Origin of the sequence: Nocardia sp. NBC_00511 (assembly GCF_045161165.1) — a bacterium.
GTDB lineage: Bacteria > Actinomycetota > Actinomycetes > Mycobacteriales > Mycobacteriaceae > Nocardia.
In genome coordinates this window covers 5672084-5691239 of sequence record NZ_CP107849.1, presented here as the reverse complement: position 1 = coordinate 5691239, position 19156 = coordinate 5672084, and the positions used below count along the sequence as shown (strand labels likewise).

The following is a 19156-nucleotide window of genomic DNA, read 5'->3' as shown; positions in this document are numbered from 1 at the left end:
CGATCATGAGGACCATGCCGGGGTAGTTCCTTTCGTGTGCCGCGCTCCCGAATTCTGGAGAGTGGCAAGAGAGATCGTGAGTCGACGCTCGACTCGAAACCGGTTGAAAGTCAATCAGTTTCAGGACCCGGGGGCAATGCGCACCGGTATATGAATCGGCGATGGCGCCGATCTCGAATCCATATGGGAGAGGTCTCGTCGGAGGGGAATCCTCAGGCTAGATTGGTGACCGGCGTCCCGCTCTTGCGGCGCACCATACCGATGAACTCGTGTGCGGCGATGGTGAGCCGTTCCCTGCGATAGACCAGGCTTTCGCGAAAGCATGGCATTCCAGCTACCGGAATCCAGCGAAGGTCGTGCTGGCTGAACGTTTCCGGATCGATCATCTCGTGGGGCAGCAGCGCGATTCCGAGTCCCTGGAGGATGAATTGAACGGAATGAACAGGATTGGATACCTCGAATTGCACTCGACGGTCGATACCGGCTTGCTGGAAGACGTGGTCGGCGAGGATCCGCATACCGGATCCCGGTGCGCCCTCGATGAATTCGCCGTCGGCGAGTTGATCGATTGTCAGCGAGTGGGCATCGGCCAGCGCGTGTTGCGGCGGTACGACGAGACCCACCTGGTTCTCGGCGACGACGATATGGTCGAGCGCGGTCAGCGAAATGCCGCTGCTGAGCCCGACGACGGCGACATCGAGTTCACCCCGCTCCACCAGATGTATGAGTCCGTCCGTAAGACCGTCTCGCAGTGTGATTTCCACCGCGGGGTGGCGCGCATGGAACTCGGCGACCCAGATGGCGGGCACCGGGCTGCTGCGTTGGGGGATGACTCCAACCGTCAGCTTGCCGCTCACCAGCCGTCCATGGCTGGCGGCCGCGAGCGACGCCTGTTCGGCGGAGCGGAGCGTGTCCTCGGCCAAGGGGACGAACGCCCGCCCGGCCGCGGTCAGTGTCACACCTCGGCTGCTGCGCTCGAACAGCTTGGCGCCCAACTCTTTCTCGAGCCGACCGATCTGCTGGCTCAGCGCCGACTGCGCGATCAGGGCCTGCTCCGCAGCTGCGCTGAAGCTACCCGCCTCGGCGATCGTCAGAACATAACGCAACTGCCGTAGCTCCACGTCCGGCATGATCCCACGATTTTCCGTCCCACATCACCATGCTCTACAGATGTAGAGTCGCCTTGTTGGCGCAAGGCAGAGCGAAAGGCGAACCAATGTCGTCACAACCGTTGGTATCCAACGTTTCCGACACCGCACGCTGGGTGGCCGCGCATCGGGCCATCGAGTCCACGCGACCGGACGCGTTGTTCCGCGACCCGCTGGCCGATCGGCTGGCCGGGCAGCAGGGGCGAGTCATCGCAGAGGTCGCCGGGCAGGCGATGGCCGATGACTGGTTCCTGGTGACCCGCACCAAACTGATCGACGATCAGGTGGCCGAGGCGGTCGCTGCCGGATGTGATCTGGTGCTGAATCTCGGTGCCGGCCTTGATGCCCGGCCGTACCGGATGGACTTGCCGGCGGACCTCGCATGGATCGAAGTCGATCTGCCCGGCTTGGTCGCCGAGAAGACCGCTCTGCTCGCCGATGAGGCGCCCCGCTGCCGCCTGACGCGAACCGCAATCGATGTCACCGATTCCGTCACTGTCACCACCTATCTCGACTCGGTGCTGACGGATGTGTCTGCGGCGCTTGTGATTTCCGAAGGCTTAGTGATGTACCTGGACGAGGCCGACGTGGCGGTTTTGTCCTCGGCATTGCTGCGCCCCGAGATCGCCGGGTGGTGCCTCGATTTCAGCGCGGCCGGGGTGGCGCGCCTGATGGCCGACCGCAACGAGGGCCTACTGCGGCGTGCGCCGTGGACCTTCCTGCCCGCCAACGGAGTCGCCCACTTCGAAGACCTCGGATGGGACGTGGCATACCTCGAATCGATCGTCACCGGGGCCGGGCGCTTCGACCGGCTTTCACCGCCGATAGCACCCGAAGTCCTCGCGGCACAGCAGCCGGATCCCCGCGCGCCGGGAGATCAGCCGTACAGCGCCGTAGTCCGTTTGAGCCACTGATAAACACCGAATCGAAAGGGTCAGAAAAATGGAGAAGGACTTGCGGGAAGCGGAACTGCGACTCCAGGCTGCGCAGTTGGCCGGGGACGTCCAGGCGCTGGACGAGTTGCTCGATGATCGGCTGATCTTCACCTTCGGCCCCGGCACCTTCACCAAGGCCGATGATCTCGAGCTGCACCGCACCAAAGCTCAGGTCATGAGCAAGCTCGTGGAAGAAGAGTTGGCGATCCTGGTCGAAGGAACGACCGGGGTGACTTGGTTCCTCGGTGTTGTCGAAGGAACCGTTCACGGGTCACCGTTCGCGGCCCGGATGCGCTACACCCGCACGTGGACACACGACGCCGCACGCGGGTGGCGGGTAATCGCCGCTCACGCTTCGACGGTCGAGTAATCGGCTGGTGTGGCGGCGGACTGCGGGGTGCGCGCTGCCAGGACGGGTGGCAGGGCCAGTCGGAAGAGCTTCCACCACACCGAACCGATCTGCTTGCTCAGCGAACCGGTGTTGTAGGGCAGTCCGTATTGCTCGCACAGGGCACGTACCTCAGGTGCGATCTCCTGATATCGGTTCGCGGGCAGATCGGGGAACAGGTGATGCTCGATCTGATGGGAGAGGTTGCCGGAGAGGATGTGGAACAGCTTGCCGCCGGTGATGTTCGAGGACCCGAGCATCTGCTGCACATACCACCCGCCCCGGGTCTCGTCGGCGGTCTGTTCCTCGGTGAAAGTCTGTACCCCCGAGGGGAAGTGGCCGCAGAAGATGATCGTGTACGCCCAGACATTGCGGACGATATTGGCGGTCGCGTTGCCGGTCAGCGTGGGCAGGAACAGCGGGCCGGTCAACAGCGGGAACGCCACATAGTCCTTGACCACCTGGCTGCGGGCCTTGCGCCACTGTCCGGTGAGCAGTCGCCGAAGATCCGACCAGCTGCGCCTACCCCGCAGGATGTTCTCGAACTCCAGGTCGTGCAGCATCAGGCCCCACTCGACCAGCAGCATCAGCATGAACGCGTACGCCGGGTTGCCCAGGTAGTACGGATTCCATTGCTGCTCTTCCTCGATGCGCAGGAAGCCGTAGCCGAGGTCGCGGTCGCGCCCGCGAATATTGGTGTACGTGTGGTGCAGGTAGTTGTGCGAGTGTTTCCACTGGTCGGCCGGGCAGACCGAATCCCATTCGAATTCCCGGGAATTCAGCCCCGGTTCGCGCATCCAGTCCCACTGGCCGTGCATGACGTTGTGGCCGATCTCCATGTTGTCGAGAATCTTGGACAGGCTCAGCGCGGTCACCGCGGCCAGCCAGCAGGGCGGCAGGAAACCCAGGTACATCAGGGTGCGGCCGCCCACCTCGAAACCCCGCTGCGCCTTGATGATCGAGTAGATGTAGTCGCGATCGCGCTGGCCCAGATCGGCGGTGATACGCGCGCGCACCGCGTCCAGCCGCCGGCCGATCTCTTCGATCTCCGGGGGACTCAGTGCTATCGGACCGGACGCGGAATCGGTGGGTGCGGACATGCGGTTCCCCTGTTTCGGATATCGATATCGACAGGGCCGGCCGCGACGCTGATGCTCGGCTGAATACGGTCAGCTGCCTATTCTACGGCCGTATTCCGTTGGGATTCAGCTGCTTTCGACAAGAATCAGGCCCGGTGTGGTCCCGGTCGCGGTCGCGGTCGCTCGATCCGGTCGCGCCAGCTCGGATAGGTGCGGATATGCCGCGAGCCGCCGGCATTCTCGTCGATATCGCGGCTGGCCGCGGTGTCCTCGGGGCGTCGGCCGAGCAGACGCCGGATCGCGGTATCGGGGCCGAGGCGGTGCAGTGCCGCGACGGCGATCGCACCGCTGAGTGCTCCGGCGGCGAAGGCGATGAAGATGATCATCGAGACTCCTGACTGGGATGCCGAATCGCGCGGCGATCCTCCGAGCTTGCGCTCGAATCGTCGTCCCCCAAGTACACGCCTGGCTCCAACCGATGTCAACGGTGTAGAACTACATTAAAGGACTACATCCACGACAGGAGTGCGAAATGATCATGAATACGCCCTATGAACGGCGCGTGACCCGGGTGCGGGACGTTGTGCGAGAGCACTCCGGGCTCGACGACGTGGCCGCGACCGAACTGGCGGTATGGGTGCTGCACGCGCTGGACACGATCCCGGAAACGGTGCGCTGACCGGCAGTGGCAGCGTCGGAAAAGCCCATGCGTCTACACTGTAGATATAGGTTGTAGATACGGCCTGCGCTGGGATGCGAGACTCACGAATGTGAGGAGGAGCTATGAACGTGCTCGGGGTGGCGATCGCCGTACTCGTGGTCGTGCTGATCGTGCTGGCACTGTCGATCCGGGTGGTGACGCAGTACGAGCGGGGTGTGCTGTTTCGGCTCGGGCGGGTGATCGCGGTCCGGGAGCCGGGGCTCAACTTCATCATTCCGGTCGTCGATCGGCTGCGGCGAGTATCGCTGCGCATAGTCACCATGCCGATCCAGTCGCAGGGCATCATCACCCGCGACAACGTCAGCGTCGACATCTCGGCCGTTGCCTACTTCCGGGTGGTCGACGCCGAGAAGTCGGTCGTCGCGATCGAGAACGTCTACGCGGCAATCGATCAGATCGCGCAGACCACGTTGCGCAAGGTGGTCGGTCAGCACACGCTCGATCAGGCGCTGGCCGACACCGACAGCATCAATGTCGACATCCGCCGCATTCTCGACCTGACCACCCTGGAATGGGGTGTCGAAGTCACCCTGGTGGAACTCAAGGACATCCAGCTGCCCGACAGCATGAAGCGGGCGATGGCCCGCCAGGCCGAGGCGGAACGCGAGAAGCGCGCGAAAATCATTGCCGCCGAAGGGGAATCGCTGGCCGCCGCGGCACTGGGTGACGCCGCGGACATCATGATGGCGCATCCGATCGCGCTACAGCTGCGCAATCTGCAGACGCTGATCGAGCTGGGCGTCGACAAGAACACCACCGTGGTGTTCCCCGCGCCGCTGATGAGCGCGATCGGTGAGATCAGCGCCTTCCTGGCGCGCGAAAACGCCTCGGCGGCACCGTATGCCGCACCTACTCCGGAAGCAGGCAGCATCTCATGATCATTTTCGACGGAGCCCGCCGCAGGCGGGGGCGCGACCGGCCGGTGCGGCATCGGGATTCGCCTGTCGACCGGCCCAGCCTGTGGCTGAAGCCGCGCGAGGAGGACGACTCGTATCTCGACGGCGTGTGGTGGCCACGTTCCGATGACCTCGCCGCGGAATTGCCGGATCTGCTGGCGCTGCTGACACCTCGGCTGGGTCCCGCCCGGCGAGTGGTCTACGACCACGCCAGCTGGTCGCGTCCCCGCACCGAGTTGATCGTCGGCGATCGCGTGGTGCAGATCGACGCCTACCGCTTCGAGCTGGGCAACACCCTGTATGTCTTCGGCGTCGCCGGTGGCATGGTGGTTTTGCGCGTCGTCACCTCGGCCGACGATCGCGATGCCGCCTGCGCGTCCCTGTGATCGTCGCGCGTCCCGGCATGATGTCAACGCCGTATGTCTACGATCGGTTCGTCAGATGTTCCGATGGGAATGGAGGATCTCCCGGATGGTCGAACGCCCTGCCGGTCGCAAGCCCGCTCGATCCGCGAACCGGCGGTCCGACCCCGGTGCCGTCGCGCGCGCCGAAGGTCCGATCACCCGGGCCGTGGTACTGGACGCGGCCCTCGAGCTGATCGATCGCGACGGTGTCGACGGATTGTCGATGCGGCGGCTGGCCGAGGTGGTCGGGCGCGATCCGATGGTCATCTACCGGCATGTGGCGAACAAGGCCGCAGTGCTCGACGGTGTCGCGGAGATCGTGTTCGCGCAGCTGTCCGTCGATGTCACCGACACCGACTGGCGCGGCCAATTACGTTCGATCGCAAGGGATTTCCGCCACCTTGCCTGGGCTCATCCGCGCGTGGTGTCGCTGCTGGTGACCCGGCCGCTGGCGACGCCGCTGGGACTGCGCGCCCCGGCCGTGGTGCGCCCGCTGGAGGATATTCTCGAATTGCTCACCCGCGCCGGGTTTTCCGGTGCGGACGCGCTGCACGTCTACCGCGCGCTGTTCGGATTCCTCTACGGACATGTGCTCAACGAGCAGCAGGAACTGGTGGAACGCCCCGAGGAGACCGACGAGGTGCTGCGGCTCGGGCTCTACCGGCTACCCCTCGACGAGTTTCCGCGCGTGCGGGAACTCGCGCCGGTGCTGGCCGGCTACGATGGCGCCGCCGAGCTGGAACGCGGCCTCGACATTCTGCTGACCGGTCTCACCGCGACACTGACCGACCCCGGCCGATAACCCCCGCCCGTGCGGCCGCGCCGCCCTCGGAGTCCCAGAGCTGCCGTGCGGCAACGGTTTCGGCGTCCTCGCCCGGCGTGATGATGCGCAGCACGAGCCGGGCGCCGATGTCGACACCGTGGACCTCGAGCAGTCGGGCCGGGAGGTTTCGATAGCCGTCCAGCCGCACCCGCCGCCCGGCGAATTCCAGCTTTCGCGGTGCGGGTTCCCATTCGTCGAGGTGATAGATCACTCGCTGGATGGGGCCCAGCCTGGGCGTGAGCGAGGTGAGCAGATCCGGCAGTTCGGTGGTGAGATCTCGGCTGTGCGGCCACCAGAATCCGTCGCCGTCGCTGGTTCCCGCGGTGTCGAGCTCGAGCCGTAGCCGGTGACCCGGCGTCGTCTGTCGGTGCGCGGTGGTCGGATTGTGCTGTGGTGTCATGATCGTCGCCTCTTTCTCGGTCTGGTCGGGCTGGTGGACAGGGTGGTGGTGAGGCCGGTCAGCAGGATGTCCATGCCGTGTTCGAGCTCGATCGCGCCGTCGTAGCCGGCCAGGTCCGAGGCCAGGCCGCGCAGCAGCGGGAACTCGGCGATCGGGAGCCGATACAGGCCCAGACGCAGTAGATCGTCGATCTCCTCGGGATGTTCGACGAGTTCCTGGACCTCGTTGAGGATGTGGCCGTGCAGGAATCCGAACAGCGCGCGATAGATCTGCAGCGCGTCGGTACTGCTGAAGTCCGCTCGAGTGAGCAGTTCGAGGATGTGTTCCAGCGGGCGCAGGGTGCCCAGGGGTCGCCGTGACAGCGGGGTGGCCAGGGGCCGGGTGACCAGCAACGGCACCGTGTTCGGATGGGCGACGGCGAGTTTGCGGAAATCGCGTGCGATGCTGCGCAATTGGTGGCGCCAGTCGGCATCGGCGGGGTCGACGGTCAGCTGTGCCAACACGAGTTCGGCGACCCCGTCCAGCAGCGCCGCCTTGTTCTCGGCAAGTCGATAGAGCACCATCGGGTCGCGGTCGAGGGCCTGCCCGAGACGACGCATCGAGAGCCGGGCGACGCTGTCTCGGTCGATGATCTCCAGCGCGGCGGTCAACATCGCGACCCGAGTCAGGGGGATGTTGCGGGGTCGATTGTGTTGGGGGTCCGGGGTGCCTGCCGGTCCGGCTCGGGTGCGGTTCATCAGGTGGGACGCCCTCTCTGCGGACGGGTCGCATCTACACCGTCAGTCTACGCCGTAGACATGGCATGTAGTTGGCGTCTACGCTGGGTATACGACCGGCATTGTCGCGGGTTTTTCGGGCTTATCTGCGGCAGTTGTCCGGGAATGGGAGACGTGAGGAATGGCGATCACGCGGGTTGCGGTCTACGCGCACTTGAGTCCGGAGGATGTCGAGGCGCTCGGGCATGAGCTCGACGCGATTCGCCGCGACATCGAATCGCGACTCGGCGCGCGCGACGCCGACTACATTCGCCGGACGATCGCTTTTCAGCGGGTGCTCGACATCTCGGCGCGACTCGTCATCGCCTGCGGCCGTGGAAAACTCGGCTTGGCGCTCGGAACGGCCGCCCTGGCGACGGCGAAGAGCATCGAGAACATGGAGATCGGGCACAACGTCTGCCACGGCCAATGGGACTGGATGAACGATCCGGAAATCCATTCCAGCACTTGGGAATGGGATATGGCGGGCGTGTCGTCGCAGTGGCGGTACTCGCACAACTACCGCCATCACGTATTCACCAATGTCCTCGGTATCGACGACGACATCGGCTTCGGCGTGATGCGGGTGACGCGCGATCAGCCGTGGCGGGCGCGGCTGCTGGCGCAGCCGCTGCAGAATCTGTTCCTGGCAACGACTTTCGAGTGGGGAATCGCGCTGCACGGTCTGTACTCCGAACGTGATCGCGCGGCGACCGCTGCCGAGAAGGCCGTGCACACCAGGGCATTGATTCGTAAGATCGCCCGCCAGACCGGTAAGGACTACCTGCTGTTCCCAGCCTTGAGCGGACGGCGCTGGCGCCGCACCCTCGCCGCCAACGCGACGGCCAACGCGCTGCGTAATCTGTGGGCCTACGTGGTGATCTTCTGCGGTCACTTCCCCGACGGCGCGGAGAAATTCACCGCAGCCGCGATCGAGGGCGAGACCAAGCCGGAATGGTATCTGCGCCAGATGCTGGGCTCCGCGAACTTCGACGCCGGCCCGGTGCTGGCCTTCCTCAGCGGACATCTGTCACACCAGATCGAACACCACCTGTTCCCCGACCTCCCCAGCAACCGCTACCCGGAGATCGCCGAGCGGGTTCGCGCGCTCTGCGACAAATACGACCTGCCCTACACCACCGGCCCACTGCCCCGGCAATACCTGCTCACCCTGCGCACGATCAACAAGCTCGCCCTCCCCGACAGCATGCTGATCGCCACCTCGGACGACGCGCCGGAGACGGCCTCGGAAGAGAAGTTCGGACCCCGATCCCCGGTCGACCCGGATGCGCCCTCCGGCCGCCGCGGCCTGCGCACCGCACTGCGGAAACGGCGATGAGTGACGGAAAGGGCCGGTGCGGCAGTGAGTTTCGTGTGGTGGCGGACTTGATGAAAATAGTTGTGGGGCTCGGTTGATTACCGCGTGCTGGTCCAGAGTCTGATGGGCTCTACACCGATGCGCGGACTCACTCCGATGCGATCGGCAAGTTGAAGCGGATCGGCGAGCACAATCGTGACGCTGCTCTCGGCGCGATGCCGTTCTCCGCCTTCGCGAAAGATGTCCACGACGTACTCCAGGACATGGGATGATCTCGAGCTGCACCGCACCGGAGCTCAGGTCATGAGCAAGCTCGTGGAAGAAGAGTTGGCGATCCTGGTCGAAGGAGCGACCGGGGTCATTGCCGCTCACGCTTCGACGGTCGAGTAGTCGGTAGTCCCGAGATGCTCTCGCGTGGTCGGCGCGAGACGTAGAGTTCTCGTATTCGCGGGTCTTCAGCGCGATGACCTGAGCTTTGCTGGCGGAGAAGAGGTTCGGGGGACGGTGTGGAGTTGCGAGCAGGGACGTACTTCGCCGGATACGTCATCGAGCGGCTACTCGGGACCGGCGGAATGGGCGCGGTGTACCTCGCGAGCCATCCACGTCTCGAGCGGCGCGTCGCCCTGAAGGTCATCAACGATGTCTTCGCCGGGGATCGCGCGGCCCGTGCGGCGTTCGAGCGGGAGGCCACGCTCGCCGCACGCCTCGAGCATCCGAATATCGTTGCGGTGTATGACCGTAACGATCCGGCGGATCAAGCGTTGTGGTTGTCGATGCGCTACATCGCCGGTGGTGACGCCACCTCCCTGCTGGCTGCTCGTCCCCACGGACTCGAACCTCAACGGGCGATTCAACTGATCACCGATGCGGCGGAGGCGCTCGATTACGCGCACAGTCGAAATGTTCTGCACCGGGACGTGAAACCCGCGAACCTGCTGATCGAGCACGACCCGCGTCGCGGTGAGCGCGCGATACTCACCGATTTCGGAATCGCCCGGACGCTCGACGGCACCGCGACCGCCTCCCGCCTGACGGCGACGTTCGCCTACGCCGCGCCGGAGCGGTTCGCGGGCGGGCCCACCGATCATCGTGCCGACATCTACTCTCTCGGTTGCACTTTCTACCAACTGCTCACCGGACAGCCACCCTTCCCCCGGAAGGATCAGGCTGCCGTCATGGCCGCGCATCTGTTCGAGCCGCCACCGAGCCTGCGGTCGGTGCGGCCGCAGCTGCCCGAAGCGCTCGATCGGGTGATCGTGACCGCGATGGCCAAACAACCCGGCGATCGGTATCAGAGCTGCGCCGATCTCGCCGGTGCGGCAGTGGCCGCCATGTCGGCGACCGGTGGGGCTGCGTCGTTCGTGCCGCCGGGGCCGCCCTCACCAGTGGCCGTCATTCCACCAGCGCGCCAGCAGGACACACGATCGACAGCTCGTATCGTGAGCTGGATCCTGGCCATGGCAGTGGTGGCCGTGATCATCGCCGTTGTCGCTTGGGCGCCGTGGAATCACCGGCCCACCACGACGTCCACCCCGCCTACCTCGGCGAATGCTCCAAGCGACCTGAGTTCGACTACCACACAAGCTGTTTCGTCCGCTGCGACATCCACGTCCACGTCCACTTCCACTTCGACAGCCGTCGATGTGCCCGGCCTGACCCCGTTCGTGGGATCGTGGCACGCTCATGCCTCGGGCCTCGAGATCGAACCGAGCGGATCCGGAAGCCTCACCTACGCCGACCTCTCGGCGTGCCCGACCGCATGTTCGTACGGCAGTGCGCCCGCGGCGACAGTGCGTTTCATCTTGACGTCGGTATCGAACGGAGGCGCCGCCGGAACCGTCATCGCCAGTACGGATATCGAGAACGACAAGGTGGGCGAGCAAGTGCTGATCGACCTCGAGTCGGTACCGGGCACCGGATCCGTCCTGCATGTGAACATGGGCAAAATGAAGGACTTCCCCTTCTGCACCCCGGCGTCGACCAATTACTGCGGCAGCTGATTACCGAATACCGAGTCGCGCACGCCAGTGGCGGAAGGGGAGAACCGGCTCGCTACCGCGTGTTGGTCCAGAGCCTGACCGGTTGCATGTCGTCCGGATCTGCCCATTCGGATTGCGCGATTGCCGGGGGAGCGGCGATCTTCTCGTTTCGAAGGAACTGTTCATATACCTTGTGCGCCTGCGTTTCCGCGTCGGCGCGTGCTGCTCGGTACTGCTCGATGATGGTTTGCTCGAGTTGCTGGGTGCTCTCGGCGGCGGCGTGGGGAGCCAGCCGGAGCTGGGTGATCTGGCCGTAGGCGTCCACCTCGATCGCCATGCTCCGGTCCGCGGCGCGAGCCTGGGCTCGAACCACGCCGATGGCTTCGTCGATCTTGTCGGCCCGCGCGCGCCGCTGGTCCACGTACCTCGTCCCCCTCATCCGGCTCGCTGGGACGACCCCTCCCGGATCCCCCAGCTTGTTCACAGCACATTCTAAGCTATACCATTCGGAAGCGCTGGGGCCGATGACGGGGGATTCATGAAGCGAAAGCTGTTGGCGGGGCGGTAGATATGGTGGCCTTCGACCCTGACAAGCTGCGCGCGCTCGCGACCGATGCGCGGACTCACTCCGATGCGATCGGCAAGTTGAAGCCGATCGGCGAGCACAATCGTGACGCTGCTCTCGGCGCGATGCCGTTCTCCGCCTTCGCGAAAGATGTCCACGACGTACTCCAGGCCATGGATCGAGTGGTGGTCCTCCATCAGGGCAGGCTCACGCAATTCGCGACGCTGACCGATAACGCCGCGACCACGGTCGATGCGATGGAGGACGCGAACGTGGCCGCGTTCAAAGGGATCAAGTGAGCGACAAGATCACCATCTCCACGGTGCTCGGGTGGAAGCTCGACTCGGCGCGCTTCGCGGGCGCGGACGCGATGAACGCCGGTATCACCTTGGAGGCCGAATCCCTCAATGCGGACAAGGCGATTCAAGGTTCCGACACCTACTTCGGCGATGCCGCCGGTAGTGCCGCCCGCACGATGTCGACCAAGTTGAAGAACGAAGCGGTCACCAGCGGTGACGTCCTCGATGCCATCCACAGGCAGATCGACGCCACCGCTACCGCACTGCAATCGGATATCAAGAATTTGCAGTCGGTCGTCGACGACGTCAAAGACTCGGAGTGGAATCTCTTCTACGACGACGAGACCGGTGACGTGAAGTCGCATGACTCGAACTGGGAAACCGCCATGAAGCACGCGGGCAATCCGGTGTGCATCGCGTGGAAGACGGCCGACTGCCTGCGGCTGGGTGCGAGTCTCAAGCAGGCGTACTGGGATGTGCAAGCCACCGACAAGATCGGCGCGCGAGACCTGGCAACGCAACTCGAACATGTCTCCGATGACGTCAAATTGGCGCTCGCCGGTATACCCGCCGACGCCGCACTGGCGGACATACTCCAGAAGTACCAGGTGGATGCCACCAAGTCCGAGATCGTGGTCTGGCCCGACTCGACCCTGCTGAACCTGATCAGGATGTACAAGCCGGACATGCAGCCGGTGGAGATGACGGTCGAGGAAAAGGCCGCGATGGACGAGCTCTGCAACCCGCTGCATGGCGGTAATCCGCTGAACTACAAGAAGTTCAACGATATCAAGGACGAAGCGGAAGAGTTCGGAGCGAACAACAAGTACACCGAGGCGAATGCTGAATCATCGCAGGACGGTCACGGGGATGCGGCCCGGCATGCTTACTGGAATGCGCGCATGACCCAAGAGTTCGGCGCTGACTGGGCGAAACAGTACGCCACCGCCCATGAGGGCGTCGGCGGAAACGGTCCGCAGCGAGAGGCGATGGACCTCAAGAACAATGATGTTGGCCGTCAGATCGGTCTGGCGAACATGAACGCATCGAAGGACGATCTGAAAACGGCGGTCATCGCGGCAGTCGACAAGGGTGAGACCGTCGTCATCTACCGTCCCGACCCCAACCCTGACGCGCCGGCCCAGATCGGCTTCAGCAATAACGTTCCGTGGACGGAGACGAAGAGTCCCCCGCAAGTGGATATCCCACTCCCGGGCAAGGGAAAGTGAGTGCGAGGCGAGTGAAAACAGCCATGATCGTGGTCGGCATCGTGATCCTTCCACTGCTGGCCGGATGCGCCGAACGGGCAAAGCCCGCTGGGAAGGCGTGTGGGTCCGAAATTCGTCTCGACCCCGCGCCGGAGCCGCTCGGGTCGAGCAAGGCGCTGACGGCTGAGTTCACCACCGCTGGGAACATGGAGCAGCCCATCAGTTTCGGTGAGGTCACTCGTGCGGCCGGTTGGTCCGACCAGTGGGACACGATGATCAATGTGTCTTCGGCGATGGACGACGACTGGTTGAACAAGATGGCGGAGACCTCGCCTGATACCTGTTGGAAGGGACTGCCGCCTCGGAGTGGTTCGGATCCGGCCTCTTTCGGGTATTACGTCTTCCTGAACGAGCGGCAGGTGGTGCAGTCCGTGCGATGGTTTACCGGGCACCGGGTGCTGGATTTCCGGGCAGGTGAGCGGCTGACCCACGACACCGCGTTGATCGCGAAAAGCGGTGGGCTCAGAACCTACTGATCAAGTTTCCGCTGCGGAGGCCGGGCGCTCAGCGCTCGCCGCGGAAATGGCTCGGCGGCAGCCCCTTCCAGCGGATGAATGCGCGGCGCAGGGTTCTGGCGTCGCTGTATCCGAGTCGCGCGGCCACCGTGCTGATCGGCAGGTCGGTGTTGCGCAGCAGATTCACCGCATGTTCGTATCGGACTGTCTCGAGCTCGTTTTGCCAGGTGGTGCCCGCGACCCGGAATGACGACATGAGCATCTCGGCGTAGTGGCGATGTGAGGTTCAGGAGTCGAGGTGTGCGGACAGTAGGCGGCCCGGGAGGCGCAGTAGCCCGTTGTCTCCGGTGTCGAAGGTCTGCATCATGGCCGCCGCGTGTGGTGGGATGCCGCGGTTCTCGATTTCGATGTAGGACTCGACCAGGGAGTCGATGATCCAGTGTTCGGAGACGGTGTCGCGGATCTCGGCGTCGGTGAGGGCGTCGAACATGCGGCCGGTGAATTCCCGGTCGAATTCTTCCTGGCTGAAGCAGAGTATGTGCAGTCCGGCACCTGGTGCGGCCGCGCGTGCCAGCGACGCGATGTAGTCCGAACGCCCCTCGCGGGGAAAGGAATTGAAGGATGCGTTGTCGATGATGGTGTCGAACTCACCGTCGTGACAGGTCAGGGCGCACAGGTCGCCGGTTTCGAAGCGCGCCAGGTCCGAGACCTCGAGTGCGGCGGCAGCCGCCGTGGCCTTGGCGATCGCCGATGCCGCGATATCGATGCCGACTGTCCGATAACCCTGTTGGGCCAACCAGATCGCGGCCGCGCCGACCCCGCACGCGCTGTCCAGGACGGACCCGGAGATCGCGCCGCGCGCTTCCAGGTCGATGATCGCCTGCTGCGGCCTGCCGATGTTCCACGGGGGCGGCTGATCGCCGTTGATCGGCGAGTCGCCGCGATACACCGCCTCCCAGTCCAGCCCGCCCATTGTCGGACCACTCTGATTGCCGATCGGGTGCGTCATGATGATCTCCTCGAGGTATCGAAAGATGGAATGTGGCAGGAGGATTGGCGGTTCAGGCGCGTTTTGCAGCGGTCACGCAGAGCAGATCCCGGAACGATTGGACATCCTGCTCGGACATGGCGAGTTCGCGTCCGTAGCGGTTCATCAGGTCGGCGGCGTCGATCGCGGTGGCGGTCCAGCCGTGCCCGTTGAGCCAGCCGACCGCATCGATCTGCTCGTTCTCCAGGAAAATCATCTCGGCCATACTGGGACCCTCCCGTTCCCCGGTGATGTCCTTGGTGTGCTCCTGGCTGGCCGCGAGGAATTTCTGCATATCGACGCTCGGTGAGGTGACGCCGACCGCGAAATGACTTCCGGCAGTGGAAAGTTCATCGATCTTCTCGAACAGTCGGTACTGGGCGTCGGTCGGCAGGTACGGCACCAGGCCCTCGGCCGACCACGCGGTCGGGATTGTCGGGTCGAACCCGGCGGCGATCAGATCGGTGGTCCAGTCCCCGGTCAGATCGGTTGCGACGTCGGTCCATTGCGTCTTGGGCACCGCACCGGTGTCGGCGTAGACCTGCTTCTTGAAGGCGAAGACCTCGGTGAGGTCGATCTCGTAGACCGCCATATCCGCGGGCCAGTCCAGTCGATACGGCCGCGCGTCGAGGCCGGAGGCGAGGATCACCGCCTGACGTGTTCCCGCGGCGACGGCGTTGAGGAAGAAGTCGTCATAGCTCTTGGTTCGTACTCCGGCCATGCTCGAGAACGCAGGCCAGTGCGCTTTCGCGGTGGGGTTCTCGATGATGGCGATCAGATGTTCCACACCGGAGGCGTAGACGAACTTTCCCGCGAACTCGTCGCTGATCAGGGCATCCTCAGTGGTGGATTCCACTGCCCGGAAGGCTGCCGAGCCGAGGGCGGTGAGCCCGACGGTGTTGGCGATATCGGTGTGTGCGCCATTGGTTGTCATTGTTTGCTCCTTCGGTTGGGTGTGCGGATCAGAGGGCTTTCACGACCATCGAGACGACGAACAGCATGGAAAGAACGGTCACCAGCGGTAGCGCCGTTCGCAGCCACTTGGGTTGGCGGGCAAACCATTTCCGCAGCGGCTGCAGTTGCACCCGGAATCTGGCCACCGACCGGTGCACCACCGCGAATTCCGAGGCCAGTAGCCCCAGCCCCAGTAGCGCCACCGGGGGCGCGATCAAGGACCCCACCGTCACCATCACCGTGCCCGCGAGCAAGACGAGTGTCTTGATCGTCAGGTCGATTCCGCGGTGCGTGCGCAATGCCCGGACTCGCCGCCGCAGCCTGGAATCGGCGCGGGTGGCCGGCCGGCCGGGATTCATCGGACCGCACCGGCGTCGATGACCGCGGCTGCCGAGGCGGTCGGGTCGGGATCGGGCTCGGGTGCGTTGGCCGGAACCTTGCGCACGAAGATGGCGAACACGATGCCCAACAAGGCCATCGCGGCGGTGACCAGGAACGCGTCGTGGTACGCGGAGAGGGCTGCGGTGTGCCGGGCTGCCGCATCGGCGGTATCGCTCAGTGCGCCGAGGCGGGTGCTCAACCGGATACTGAGCAGGCTCGCAAGCACGGCGACTCCGACCGCTGAAGCGATCTGGCGGGTAGTGCTGAAAACCGACGAGGCCCGTGCGGTCGCCTCGCTGGTGATCGTGGCGAAAGTGACCGCCTGCATCGGAACCATCACCAAACCCATGGCCGCACCAGAGACGAGCATGATGCCGCGGATGTACCACAGCGAGGTATCGGCTTGCACCGCAAGGAAACCCAAATTCGCCAGCGCGGACACCAGCAGTCCGGTCACGAGCATGATCCGGGGCCCGACGACGGTGTAGAGCTTGCTCGCCAGCGGCATCGCCAACACCATGCCGACCGCCTGACACGCGGTGATCAGACCCGACTGTGTGGCGGTCAACCCGAGTTCCTGTTGCAGCAGCAACGGCGTCATGAACAGCAGCCCCATCATGGCCCCGACCGAGGCCAACGTAATGAGGTTGCCGAGCCCGAACAGGCGATCACGCAGTAGCCGCAGATCCAACAGCGGTGCCTGTTTGCGGAGTTCCACCACGACGAGCACTGCGGCGAGTGCGGCGCCGCCGAGCACTGCGACCAGGGTGACCGGATCAGTCCAGCCCGCGGTCGGTCCACGGTCGAGGCCGAACAACAGCCCGGTCAACGCGCTGCCGGCGAGCACGAATCCAGCGATGTCGAAGGGGCCGGGCCGCACGTCCTGACCGTCATCACGCAGGGCGAACACGACGAACGCCAGCGCGATGATCCCCACGGGCAAATTCAGGAAGAAGATCCACCGCCACGACACGGTATCGACCAGCCAACCACCGAGCACCGGGCCCAGCGCCGGGGCCACCGCCGCCGGAACCACCAGCACCGCAGAGGCTTTCGCGCGTTCACCGGCGGGGAACGCCCGAAACAGCATGGCGGTGCCGACCGGGGTGAGCATGCCGCCGCCGACACCCTGTAGGAATCGCGCCGCGGTGAGCATCTCCAGCGAGGTCGACAGACCCGCGATCACCGAGGCCACCGTGAACACCGCCAGCGCGAACCCGAAGGTACGGCGGGCACCGAACCGATCGGCCACCCAGCCCGAGGCCGGAATGAAGATCGCCAGGCTCACCAGATACCCGGTCACCGGCCACTGCAACATTCCGGCATCCGCATCGAACTCCCGCCCGAGGGTCGGCAGTGCCGCGTTCAGCACCGTCATATCGAGCAGCTCCATGAACAACCCGAACACGAAAGCGGTGGCCACCAGCCACTTGTACGGAATGCGCTTCGTCATGGTTCCTCGGCTTCAGTCTGAGGCGGTAGTTGTTGTACGAGACGATATCGTACAGTTAGTTCCTCCGCTACCCCCTGGCAAGAAGCATTCGAGAATTCCGCCGGTCGTGCTTGGATGAGTACGCAACCGTCTCGTACGAAAGGACCGCCGGTACATGTCCGCACCGAAGCCCGCCGCTCTGCCGCGCAGTCGGATGACACCCGAGCGCATCGGGGAGTTGTACGACGCCGTGCTGGAACTACTCGCGGACGTCGGTTACGAGGCTCTGACGATCGACGCGGTCGCCGCCCGCGCTCGCACCAGCAAGATGACCCTGTACCGCCAATGGGGCGGAAAGACCGAACTGGTCGCGAGCGCGCTGCGCCACATCGGTCCGATCCCCGGCGACGAGTTCGACACCGGAACCCTGCGCGGTGACCTGGTCGCGCTGGCCACCCGCGGCGCGGGCGAACAGCGCGACGTAGGCGTCTTCCGCGCGATGAACGAGGCCGCCAGCCGAGAACCCGTGCTACACCAAGTATTACGCGAACTCATTTTCGAACCCACCCAGCGTGCCTTCCAGGCCGCCGTCGCGCGGGCAGTCGCCCGTGGAGAACTGGTCGCGGACGCACCCGCCATCGAATTCACCACATACATGGTGATGGGTGCGATCACTACCTTCGCGACCATCGAGGACCGGCAACCGGACCAGGAGTTCATCGTGCGCTATATCGACGCGGCGGTACTGCCCGCATTGGGTGCATGCCGATAGTCAGCGCATGCCGTGGACGAGTTCGCTTCCCTCGGCGGGGAGTCGGAAGGCTATGTGCCGCAGATGATTTGAGATCAGCGCAGTGCAGTCGGCTTGCGGGTCTCGGCGTTCCAGCCGAAAACACTGCACGGGGTGCGGCTGCTGGCGGGGCTCTAGCTGTCGTGCCCCCGGTCGGGTTCGAACCGACACTTGGTGGATTTTAAGTCCACTGCCTCTGCCAGTTGGGCTACGGGGGCGTCTGGGTCAGACTACCGAGCCGTACGGTCGTGCTGGTATCAGCCTCGAGGGTGATGTTGGTCAGGGGGTGGGGGCGATCATGATGGGGGTTTCGACCGAGAGCAGCAGGGATTGGCTGGTGGAGCCGAAGACCTTGGCGGCGAAGCCACCTCGGCCGCGCGTGCCCACTACCAGGAGCTGGGCGGAGCCGGACCATTCGAGCAGGGCGCGGTCGGGTTGGTCGTGGGAGGTCTCGCGGTCGATGCGGAGGTTGGGGTAGCGCTCCTGCCAGCCGGCCATGCTCTCGCCCAGGACGTAGTCGTCGAGGGCGTCCATTTCCGGGTCGTCGGAGGGGGCTTCGGCGTGCAGGGCGATGACGGCGACATTGCGGGCCGAGGCCTCGGCCAGAGCGGCCTGGATGGCGGGTTCGCTCACGCGGGTGCCGTCGACGCCCACCAGGATCGGGCGGGTCGCCATATCGGGCGGGAGGGTGACGCCGTCGCGGACCACCACGAACGGGCAGTGCGCGCGCCGGGCCAGGACCGCGCTGACCGAACCGAGCAGGGCGCGGCGCAGGGTGCCGCCGCCGCGCGCGCCGCCGACCATGATGCGGGCCGCGCGGGTGCGCTCGAGCAGTGTGGGGACGACCGCGCCGGTGGCCAGTTCGGTGGTGACGGTGACATCGGGGGCGGCCTTGGCGGCCTCCTGCGCGGCGGTGTCCAACAGCCACTGACCGTGTTCCTCGAGCCGGGTGTAGTCCTCGTTGGTGAGTGTGGTGCCCAGGCCCAGCCCCTGATCGGGGGTGATCTCGAGGATGCGCAGCAGGTGCAGGGGTGCGTGGTGCACCGACGCGGCGTGGGCGGCCCAGGCGACGGCGGAACCCGCCGACTCGTCCACCGCGACGATGACGGAATCCCCGTTCGACATGCTGTGTCCTCTCC

The 19156-nt window shown here is 64.9% G+C and carries 24 protein-coding genes and 1 tRNA gene; 12 read left to right on the top strand and 13 right to left on the bottom strand.

Features of this window, described 5'->3' with window-relative positions:
- Positions 1-212 precede the first annotated feature (212 nt).
- The gene (locus OG300_RS26725; RefSeq protein ID WP_405485789.1) at positions 213-1130 is read right to left on the bottom strand and encodes a LysR family transcriptional regulator; all 918 of its coding nucleotides are present in this window, start codon (positions 1128-1130) and stop codon (positions 213-215) included.
- Positions 1131-1216: 86 nt separating this feature from the next.
- Here OG300_RS26725 and OG300_RS26720 point away from each other — a divergent pair, with 86 nt between their 5' ends.
- Entirely contained in the window at positions 1217-2062 is an 846-nt protein-coding gene (locus OG300_RS26720) for a class I SAM-dependent methyltransferase (RefSeq protein WP_405485788.1), read from the top strand.
- A gap of 28 nt (positions 2063-2090) precedes the next feature.
- A complete protein-coding gene (locus OG300_RS26715; protein ID WP_405485787.1) occupies positions 2091-2453 on the top strand; it encodes a nuclear transport factor 2 family protein in 363 nt (120 codons plus the stop codon).
- On the opposite strand, the gene OG300_RS26710 is transcribed toward OG300_RS26715, so the two are convergent.
- Together OG300_RS26710 and OG300_RS26705 are read right to left on the bottom strand one after the other, a co-directional pair.
- Positions 2432-3571, bottom strand: a complete 1140-nt coding sequence (locus OG300_RS26710; RefSeq protein ID WP_405485786.1) for a fatty acid desaturase family protein — start codon at positions 3569-3571, stop codon at positions 2432-2434. The genes OG300_RS26715 and OG300_RS26710 overlap by 22 nt on opposite strands.
- A gap of 125 nt (positions 3572-3696) precedes the next feature.
- Positions 3697-3936: a hypothetical protein gene (locus tag OG300_RS26705; protein WP_405485785.1), complete on the bottom strand. Its 240-nt coding sequence runs from the start codon at positions 3934-3936 to the stop codon at positions 3697-3699.
- Between the two features lie 152 nt (positions 3937-4088).
- Here OG300_RS26705 and OG300_RS26700 point away from each other — a divergent pair, with 152 nt between their 5' ends.
- From OG300_RS26700 to OG300_RS26685, 4 genes are all read left to right on the top strand, one after another.
- The gene (locus OG300_RS26700; RefSeq protein ID WP_405485784.1) at positions 4089-4229 is read left to right on the top strand and encodes a DUF6307 family protein; all 141 of its coding nucleotides are present in this window, start codon (positions 4089-4091) and stop codon (positions 4227-4229) included.
- A gap of 104 nt (positions 4230-4333) precedes the next feature.
- Positions 4334-5149 carry an SPFH domain-containing protein gene (locus OG300_RS26695; RefSeq protein ID WP_405485783.1) on the top strand — a complete coding sequence of 272 codons (816 nt, stop codon included), beginning with the start codon at positions 4334-4336 and terminating at the stop codon, positions 5147-5149.
- Complete coding sequence (locus OG300_RS26690) at positions 5146-5553, top strand: DUF5994 family protein (protein WP_405485782.1); 408 nt, start codon at positions 5146-5148, stop codon at positions 5551-5553. The genes OG300_RS26695 and OG300_RS26690 overlap by 4 nt, the downstream gene beginning before the upstream one ends.
- 85 nt (positions 5554-5638) lie before the next feature.
- Positions 5639-6373, top strand: a complete 735-nt coding sequence (locus OG300_RS26685; protein WP_405485781.1) for a TetR/AcrR family transcriptional regulator C-terminal domain-containing protein — start codon at positions 5639-5641, stop codon at positions 6371-6373.
- Here OG300_RS26685 and OG300_RS26680 read toward each other — a convergent pair.
- Together OG300_RS26680 and OG300_RS26675 are read right to left on the bottom strand one after the other, a co-directional pair.
- The gene (locus OG300_RS26680) at positions 6342-6794 is read right to left on the bottom strand and encodes a DUF5994 family protein (protein WP_405485780.1); all 453 of its coding nucleotides are present in this window, start codon (positions 6792-6794) and stop codon (positions 6342-6344) included. The genes OG300_RS26685 and OG300_RS26680 overlap by 32 nt on opposite strands.
- Complete coding sequence (locus tag OG300_RS26675; RefSeq protein ID WP_405485779.1) at positions 6791-7531, bottom strand: TetR/AcrR family transcriptional regulator; 741 nt, start codon at positions 7529-7531, stop codon at positions 6791-6793. The genes OG300_RS26680 and OG300_RS26675 overlap by 4 nt, the downstream gene beginning before the upstream one ends.
- Before the next feature lie 160 nt (positions 7532-7691).
- Between OG300_RS26675 and OG300_RS26670 the strand changes: the two genes are divergently transcribed.
- Complete coding sequence (locus OG300_RS26670) at positions 7692-8888, top strand: fatty acid desaturase family protein (protein WP_405485778.1); 1197 nt, start codon at positions 7692-7694, stop codon at positions 8886-8888.
- A gap of 485 nt (positions 8889-9373) precedes the next feature.
- Positions 9374-10867, top strand: coding sequence for a serine/threonine-protein kinase (locus OG300_RS26665; RefSeq protein ID WP_405485777.1), 1494 nt, complete (start codon positions 9374-9376; stop codon positions 10865-10867).
- Between the two features lie 52 nt (positions 10868-10919).
- On the opposite strand, the gene OG300_RS26660 is transcribed toward OG300_RS26665, so the two are convergent.
- Positions 10920-11267, bottom strand: a complete 348-nt coding sequence (locus OG300_RS26660) for a YbaB/EbfC family nucleoid-associated protein (RefSeq protein ID WP_405485776.1) — start codon at positions 11265-11267, stop codon at positions 10920-10922.
- A gap of 149 nt (positions 11268-11416) precedes the next feature.
- Between OG300_RS26660 and OG300_RS26655 the strand changes: the two genes are divergently transcribed.
- From OG300_RS26655 to OG300_RS26645, 3 genes are read left to right on the top strand one after another with little or no spacing between them, the layout of a single operon-like run.
- Positions 11417-11710 carry a hypothetical protein gene (locus OG300_RS26655; protein WP_405485775.1) on the top strand — a complete coding sequence of 98 codons (294 nt, stop codon included), beginning with the start codon at positions 11417-11419 and terminating at the stop codon, positions 11708-11710.
- The gene (locus tag OG300_RS26650; RefSeq protein ID WP_405485774.1) at positions 11707-12939 is read left to right on the top strand and encodes a DUF6973 domain-containing protein; all 1233 of its coding nucleotides are present in this window, start codon (positions 11707-11709) and stop codon (positions 12937-12939) included. The genes OG300_RS26655 and OG300_RS26650 overlap by 4 nt, the downstream gene beginning before the upstream one ends.
- 23 nt (positions 12940-12962) lie before the next feature.
- Entirely contained in the window at positions 12963-13454 is a 492-nt protein-coding gene (locus tag OG300_RS26645; protein ID WP_405485773.1) for a hypothetical protein, read from the top strand.
- Positions 13455-13482: 28 nt separating this feature from the next.
- Here OG300_RS26645 and OG300_RS26640 read toward each other — a convergent pair whose 3' ends face one another.
- The 5 genes from OG300_RS26640 to OG300_RS26620 are packed head-to-tail and all read right to left on the bottom strand — an operon-like array spanning position 13483 to position 17248.
- On the bottom strand, positions 13483-13689 hold the full coding sequence (locus OG300_RS26640) for a helix-turn-helix domain-containing protein (RefSeq protein WP_405485772.1): 207 nt from the start codon (positions 13687-13689) through the stop codon (positions 13483-13485).
- 30 nt (positions 13690-13719) lie between these two features.
- Complete coding sequence (locus OG300_RS26635) at positions 13720-14442, bottom strand: class I SAM-dependent methyltransferase (protein ID WP_405485771.1); 723 nt, start codon at positions 14440-14442, stop codon at positions 13720-13722.
- A gap of 52 nt (positions 14443-14494) precedes the next feature.
- Positions 14495-15394: an SAM-dependent methyltransferase gene (locus OG300_RS26630; RefSeq protein WP_405485770.1), complete on the bottom strand. Its 900-nt coding sequence runs from the start codon at positions 15392-15394 to the stop codon at positions 14495-14497.
- 28 nt (positions 15395-15422) lie between these two features.
- Positions 15423-15773: a hypothetical protein gene (locus OG300_RS26625; protein ID WP_405485769.1), complete on the bottom strand. Its 351-nt coding sequence runs from the start codon at positions 15771-15773 to the stop codon at positions 15423-15425.
- Positions 15770-17248 carry an MDR family MFS transporter gene (locus tag OG300_RS26620; RefSeq protein WP_405485768.1) on the bottom strand — a complete coding sequence of 493 codons (1479 nt, stop codon included), beginning with the start codon at positions 17246-17248 and terminating at the stop codon, positions 15770-15772. Before OG300_RS26620 ends, OG300_RS26625 begins: the two co-directional genes overlap by 4 nt.
- A gap of 154 nt (positions 17249-17402) precedes the next feature.
- Between OG300_RS26620 and OG300_RS26615 the strand changes: the two genes are divergently transcribed.
- Positions 17403-17999 (top strand): TetR/AcrR family transcriptional regulator, encoded by a 597-nt coding sequence (locus OG300_RS26615; RefSeq protein ID WP_405485767.1) that lies wholly within the window; start codon positions 17403-17405, stop codon positions 17997-17999.
- Between the two features lie 162 nt (positions 18000-18161).
- Here the strand turns inward: OG300_RS26615 and OG300_RS26610 are convergent.
- Together OG300_RS26610 and OG300_RS26605 are read right to left on the bottom strand one after the other, a co-directional pair.
- Positions 18162-18235, bottom strand: a tRNA-Leu gene (locus OG300_RS26610).
- A gap of 61 nt (positions 18236-18296) precedes the next feature.
- Positions 18297-19142, bottom strand: coding sequence for a universal stress protein (locus OG300_RS26605; RefSeq protein WP_405485766.1), 846 nt, complete (start codon positions 19140-19142; stop codon positions 18297-18299).
- Positions 19143-19156 lie beyond the last annotated feature (14 nt).

What these genes read in the sequence shown, in the direction of transcription:
- OG300_RS26605 (WP_405485766.1), bottom strand. Translation starts at nt 19,142, where the DNA reads ATGTCGAACGGGGATTCCGTCATCGTCGCGGTGGACGAGTCGGCGGGT.
- OG300_RS26725 (WP_405485789.1), bottom strand. Translation starts at nt 1,130, where the DNA reads ATGCCGGACGTGGAGCTACGGCAGTTGCGTTATGTTCTGACGATCGCC.
- OG300_RS26680 (WP_405485780.1), bottom strand. Translation starts at nt 6,794, where the DNA reads ATGACACCACAGCACAATCCGACCACCGCGCACCGACAGACGACGCCG.
- OG300_RS26630 (WP_405485770.1), bottom strand. Translation starts at nt 15,394, where the DNA reads ATGACAACCAATGGCGCACACACCGATATCGCCAACACCGTCGGGCTC.
- OG300_RS26695 (WP_405485783.1), top strand. Translation starts at nt 4,334, where the DNA reads ATGAACGTGCTCGGGGTGGCGATCGCCGTACTCGTGGTCGTGCTGATC.
- OG300_RS26720 (WP_405485788.1), top strand. Translation starts at nt 1,217, where the DNA reads ATGTCGTCACAACCGTTGGTATCCAACGTTTCCGACACCGCACGCTGG.
- OG300_RS26685 (WP_405485781.1), top strand. Translation starts at nt 5,639, where the DNA reads ATGGTCGAACGCCCTGCCGGTCGCAAGCCCGCTCGATCCGCGAACCGG.
- OG300_RS26645 (WP_405485773.1), top strand. Translation starts at nt 12,963, where the DNA reads ATGATCGTGGTCGGCATCGTGATCCTTCCACTGCTGGCCGGATGCGCC.
- OG300_RS26705 (WP_405485785.1), bottom strand. Translation starts at nt 3,936, where the DNA reads ATGATCATCTTCATCGCCTTCGCCGCCGGAGCACTCAGCGGTGCGATC.
- OG300_RS26675 (WP_405485779.1), bottom strand. Translation starts at nt 7,531, where the DNA reads ATGAACCGCACCCGAGCCGGACCGGCAGGCACCCCGGACCCCCAACAC.
- OG300_RS26620 (WP_405485768.1), bottom strand. Translation starts at nt 17,248, where the DNA reads ATGACGAAGCGCATTCCGTACAAGTGGCTGGTGGCCACCGCTTTCGTG.
- OG300_RS26710 (WP_405485786.1), bottom strand. Translation starts at nt 3,571, where the DNA reads ATGTCCGCACCCACCGATTCCGCGTCCGGTCCGATAGCACTGAGTCCC.
- OG300_RS26715 (WP_405485787.1), top strand. Translation starts at nt 2,091, where the DNA reads ATGGAGAAGGACTTGCGGGAAGCGGAACTGCGACTCCAGGCTGCGCAG.
- OG300_RS26635 (WP_405485771.1), bottom strand. Translation starts at nt 14,442, where the DNA reads ATGACGCACCCGATCGGCAATCAGAGTGGTCCGACAATGGGCGGGCTG.
- OG300_RS26640 (WP_405485772.1), bottom strand. Translation starts at nt 13,689, where the DNA reads ATGTCGTCATTCCGGGTCGCGGGCACCACCTGGCAAAACGAGCTCGAG.
- OG300_RS26625 (WP_405485769.1), bottom strand. Translation starts at nt 15,773, where the DNA reads ATGAATCCCGGCCGGCCGGCCACCCGCGCCGATTCCAGGCTGCGGCGG.
- OG300_RS26700 (WP_405485784.1), top strand. Translation starts at nt 4,089, where the DNA reads ATGAATACGCCCTATGAACGGCGCGTGACCCGGGTGCGGGACGTTGTG.
- OG300_RS26670 (WP_405485778.1), top strand. Translation starts at nt 7,692, where the DNA reads ATGGCGATCACGCGGGTTGCGGTCTACGCGCACTTGAGTCCGGAGGAT.
- OG300_RS26615 (WP_405485767.1), top strand. Translation starts at nt 17,403, where the DNA reads ATGTCCGCACCGAAGCCCGCCGCTCTGCCGCGCAGTCGGATGACACCC.
- OG300_RS26690 (WP_405485782.1), top strand. Translation starts at nt 5,146, where the DNA reads ATGATCATTTTCGACGGAGCCCGCCGCAGGCGGGGGCGCGACCGGCCG.
- OG300_RS26655 (WP_405485775.1), top strand. Translation starts at nt 11,417, where the DNA reads ATGGTGGCCTTCGACCCTGACAAGCTGCGCGCGCTCGCGACCGATGCG.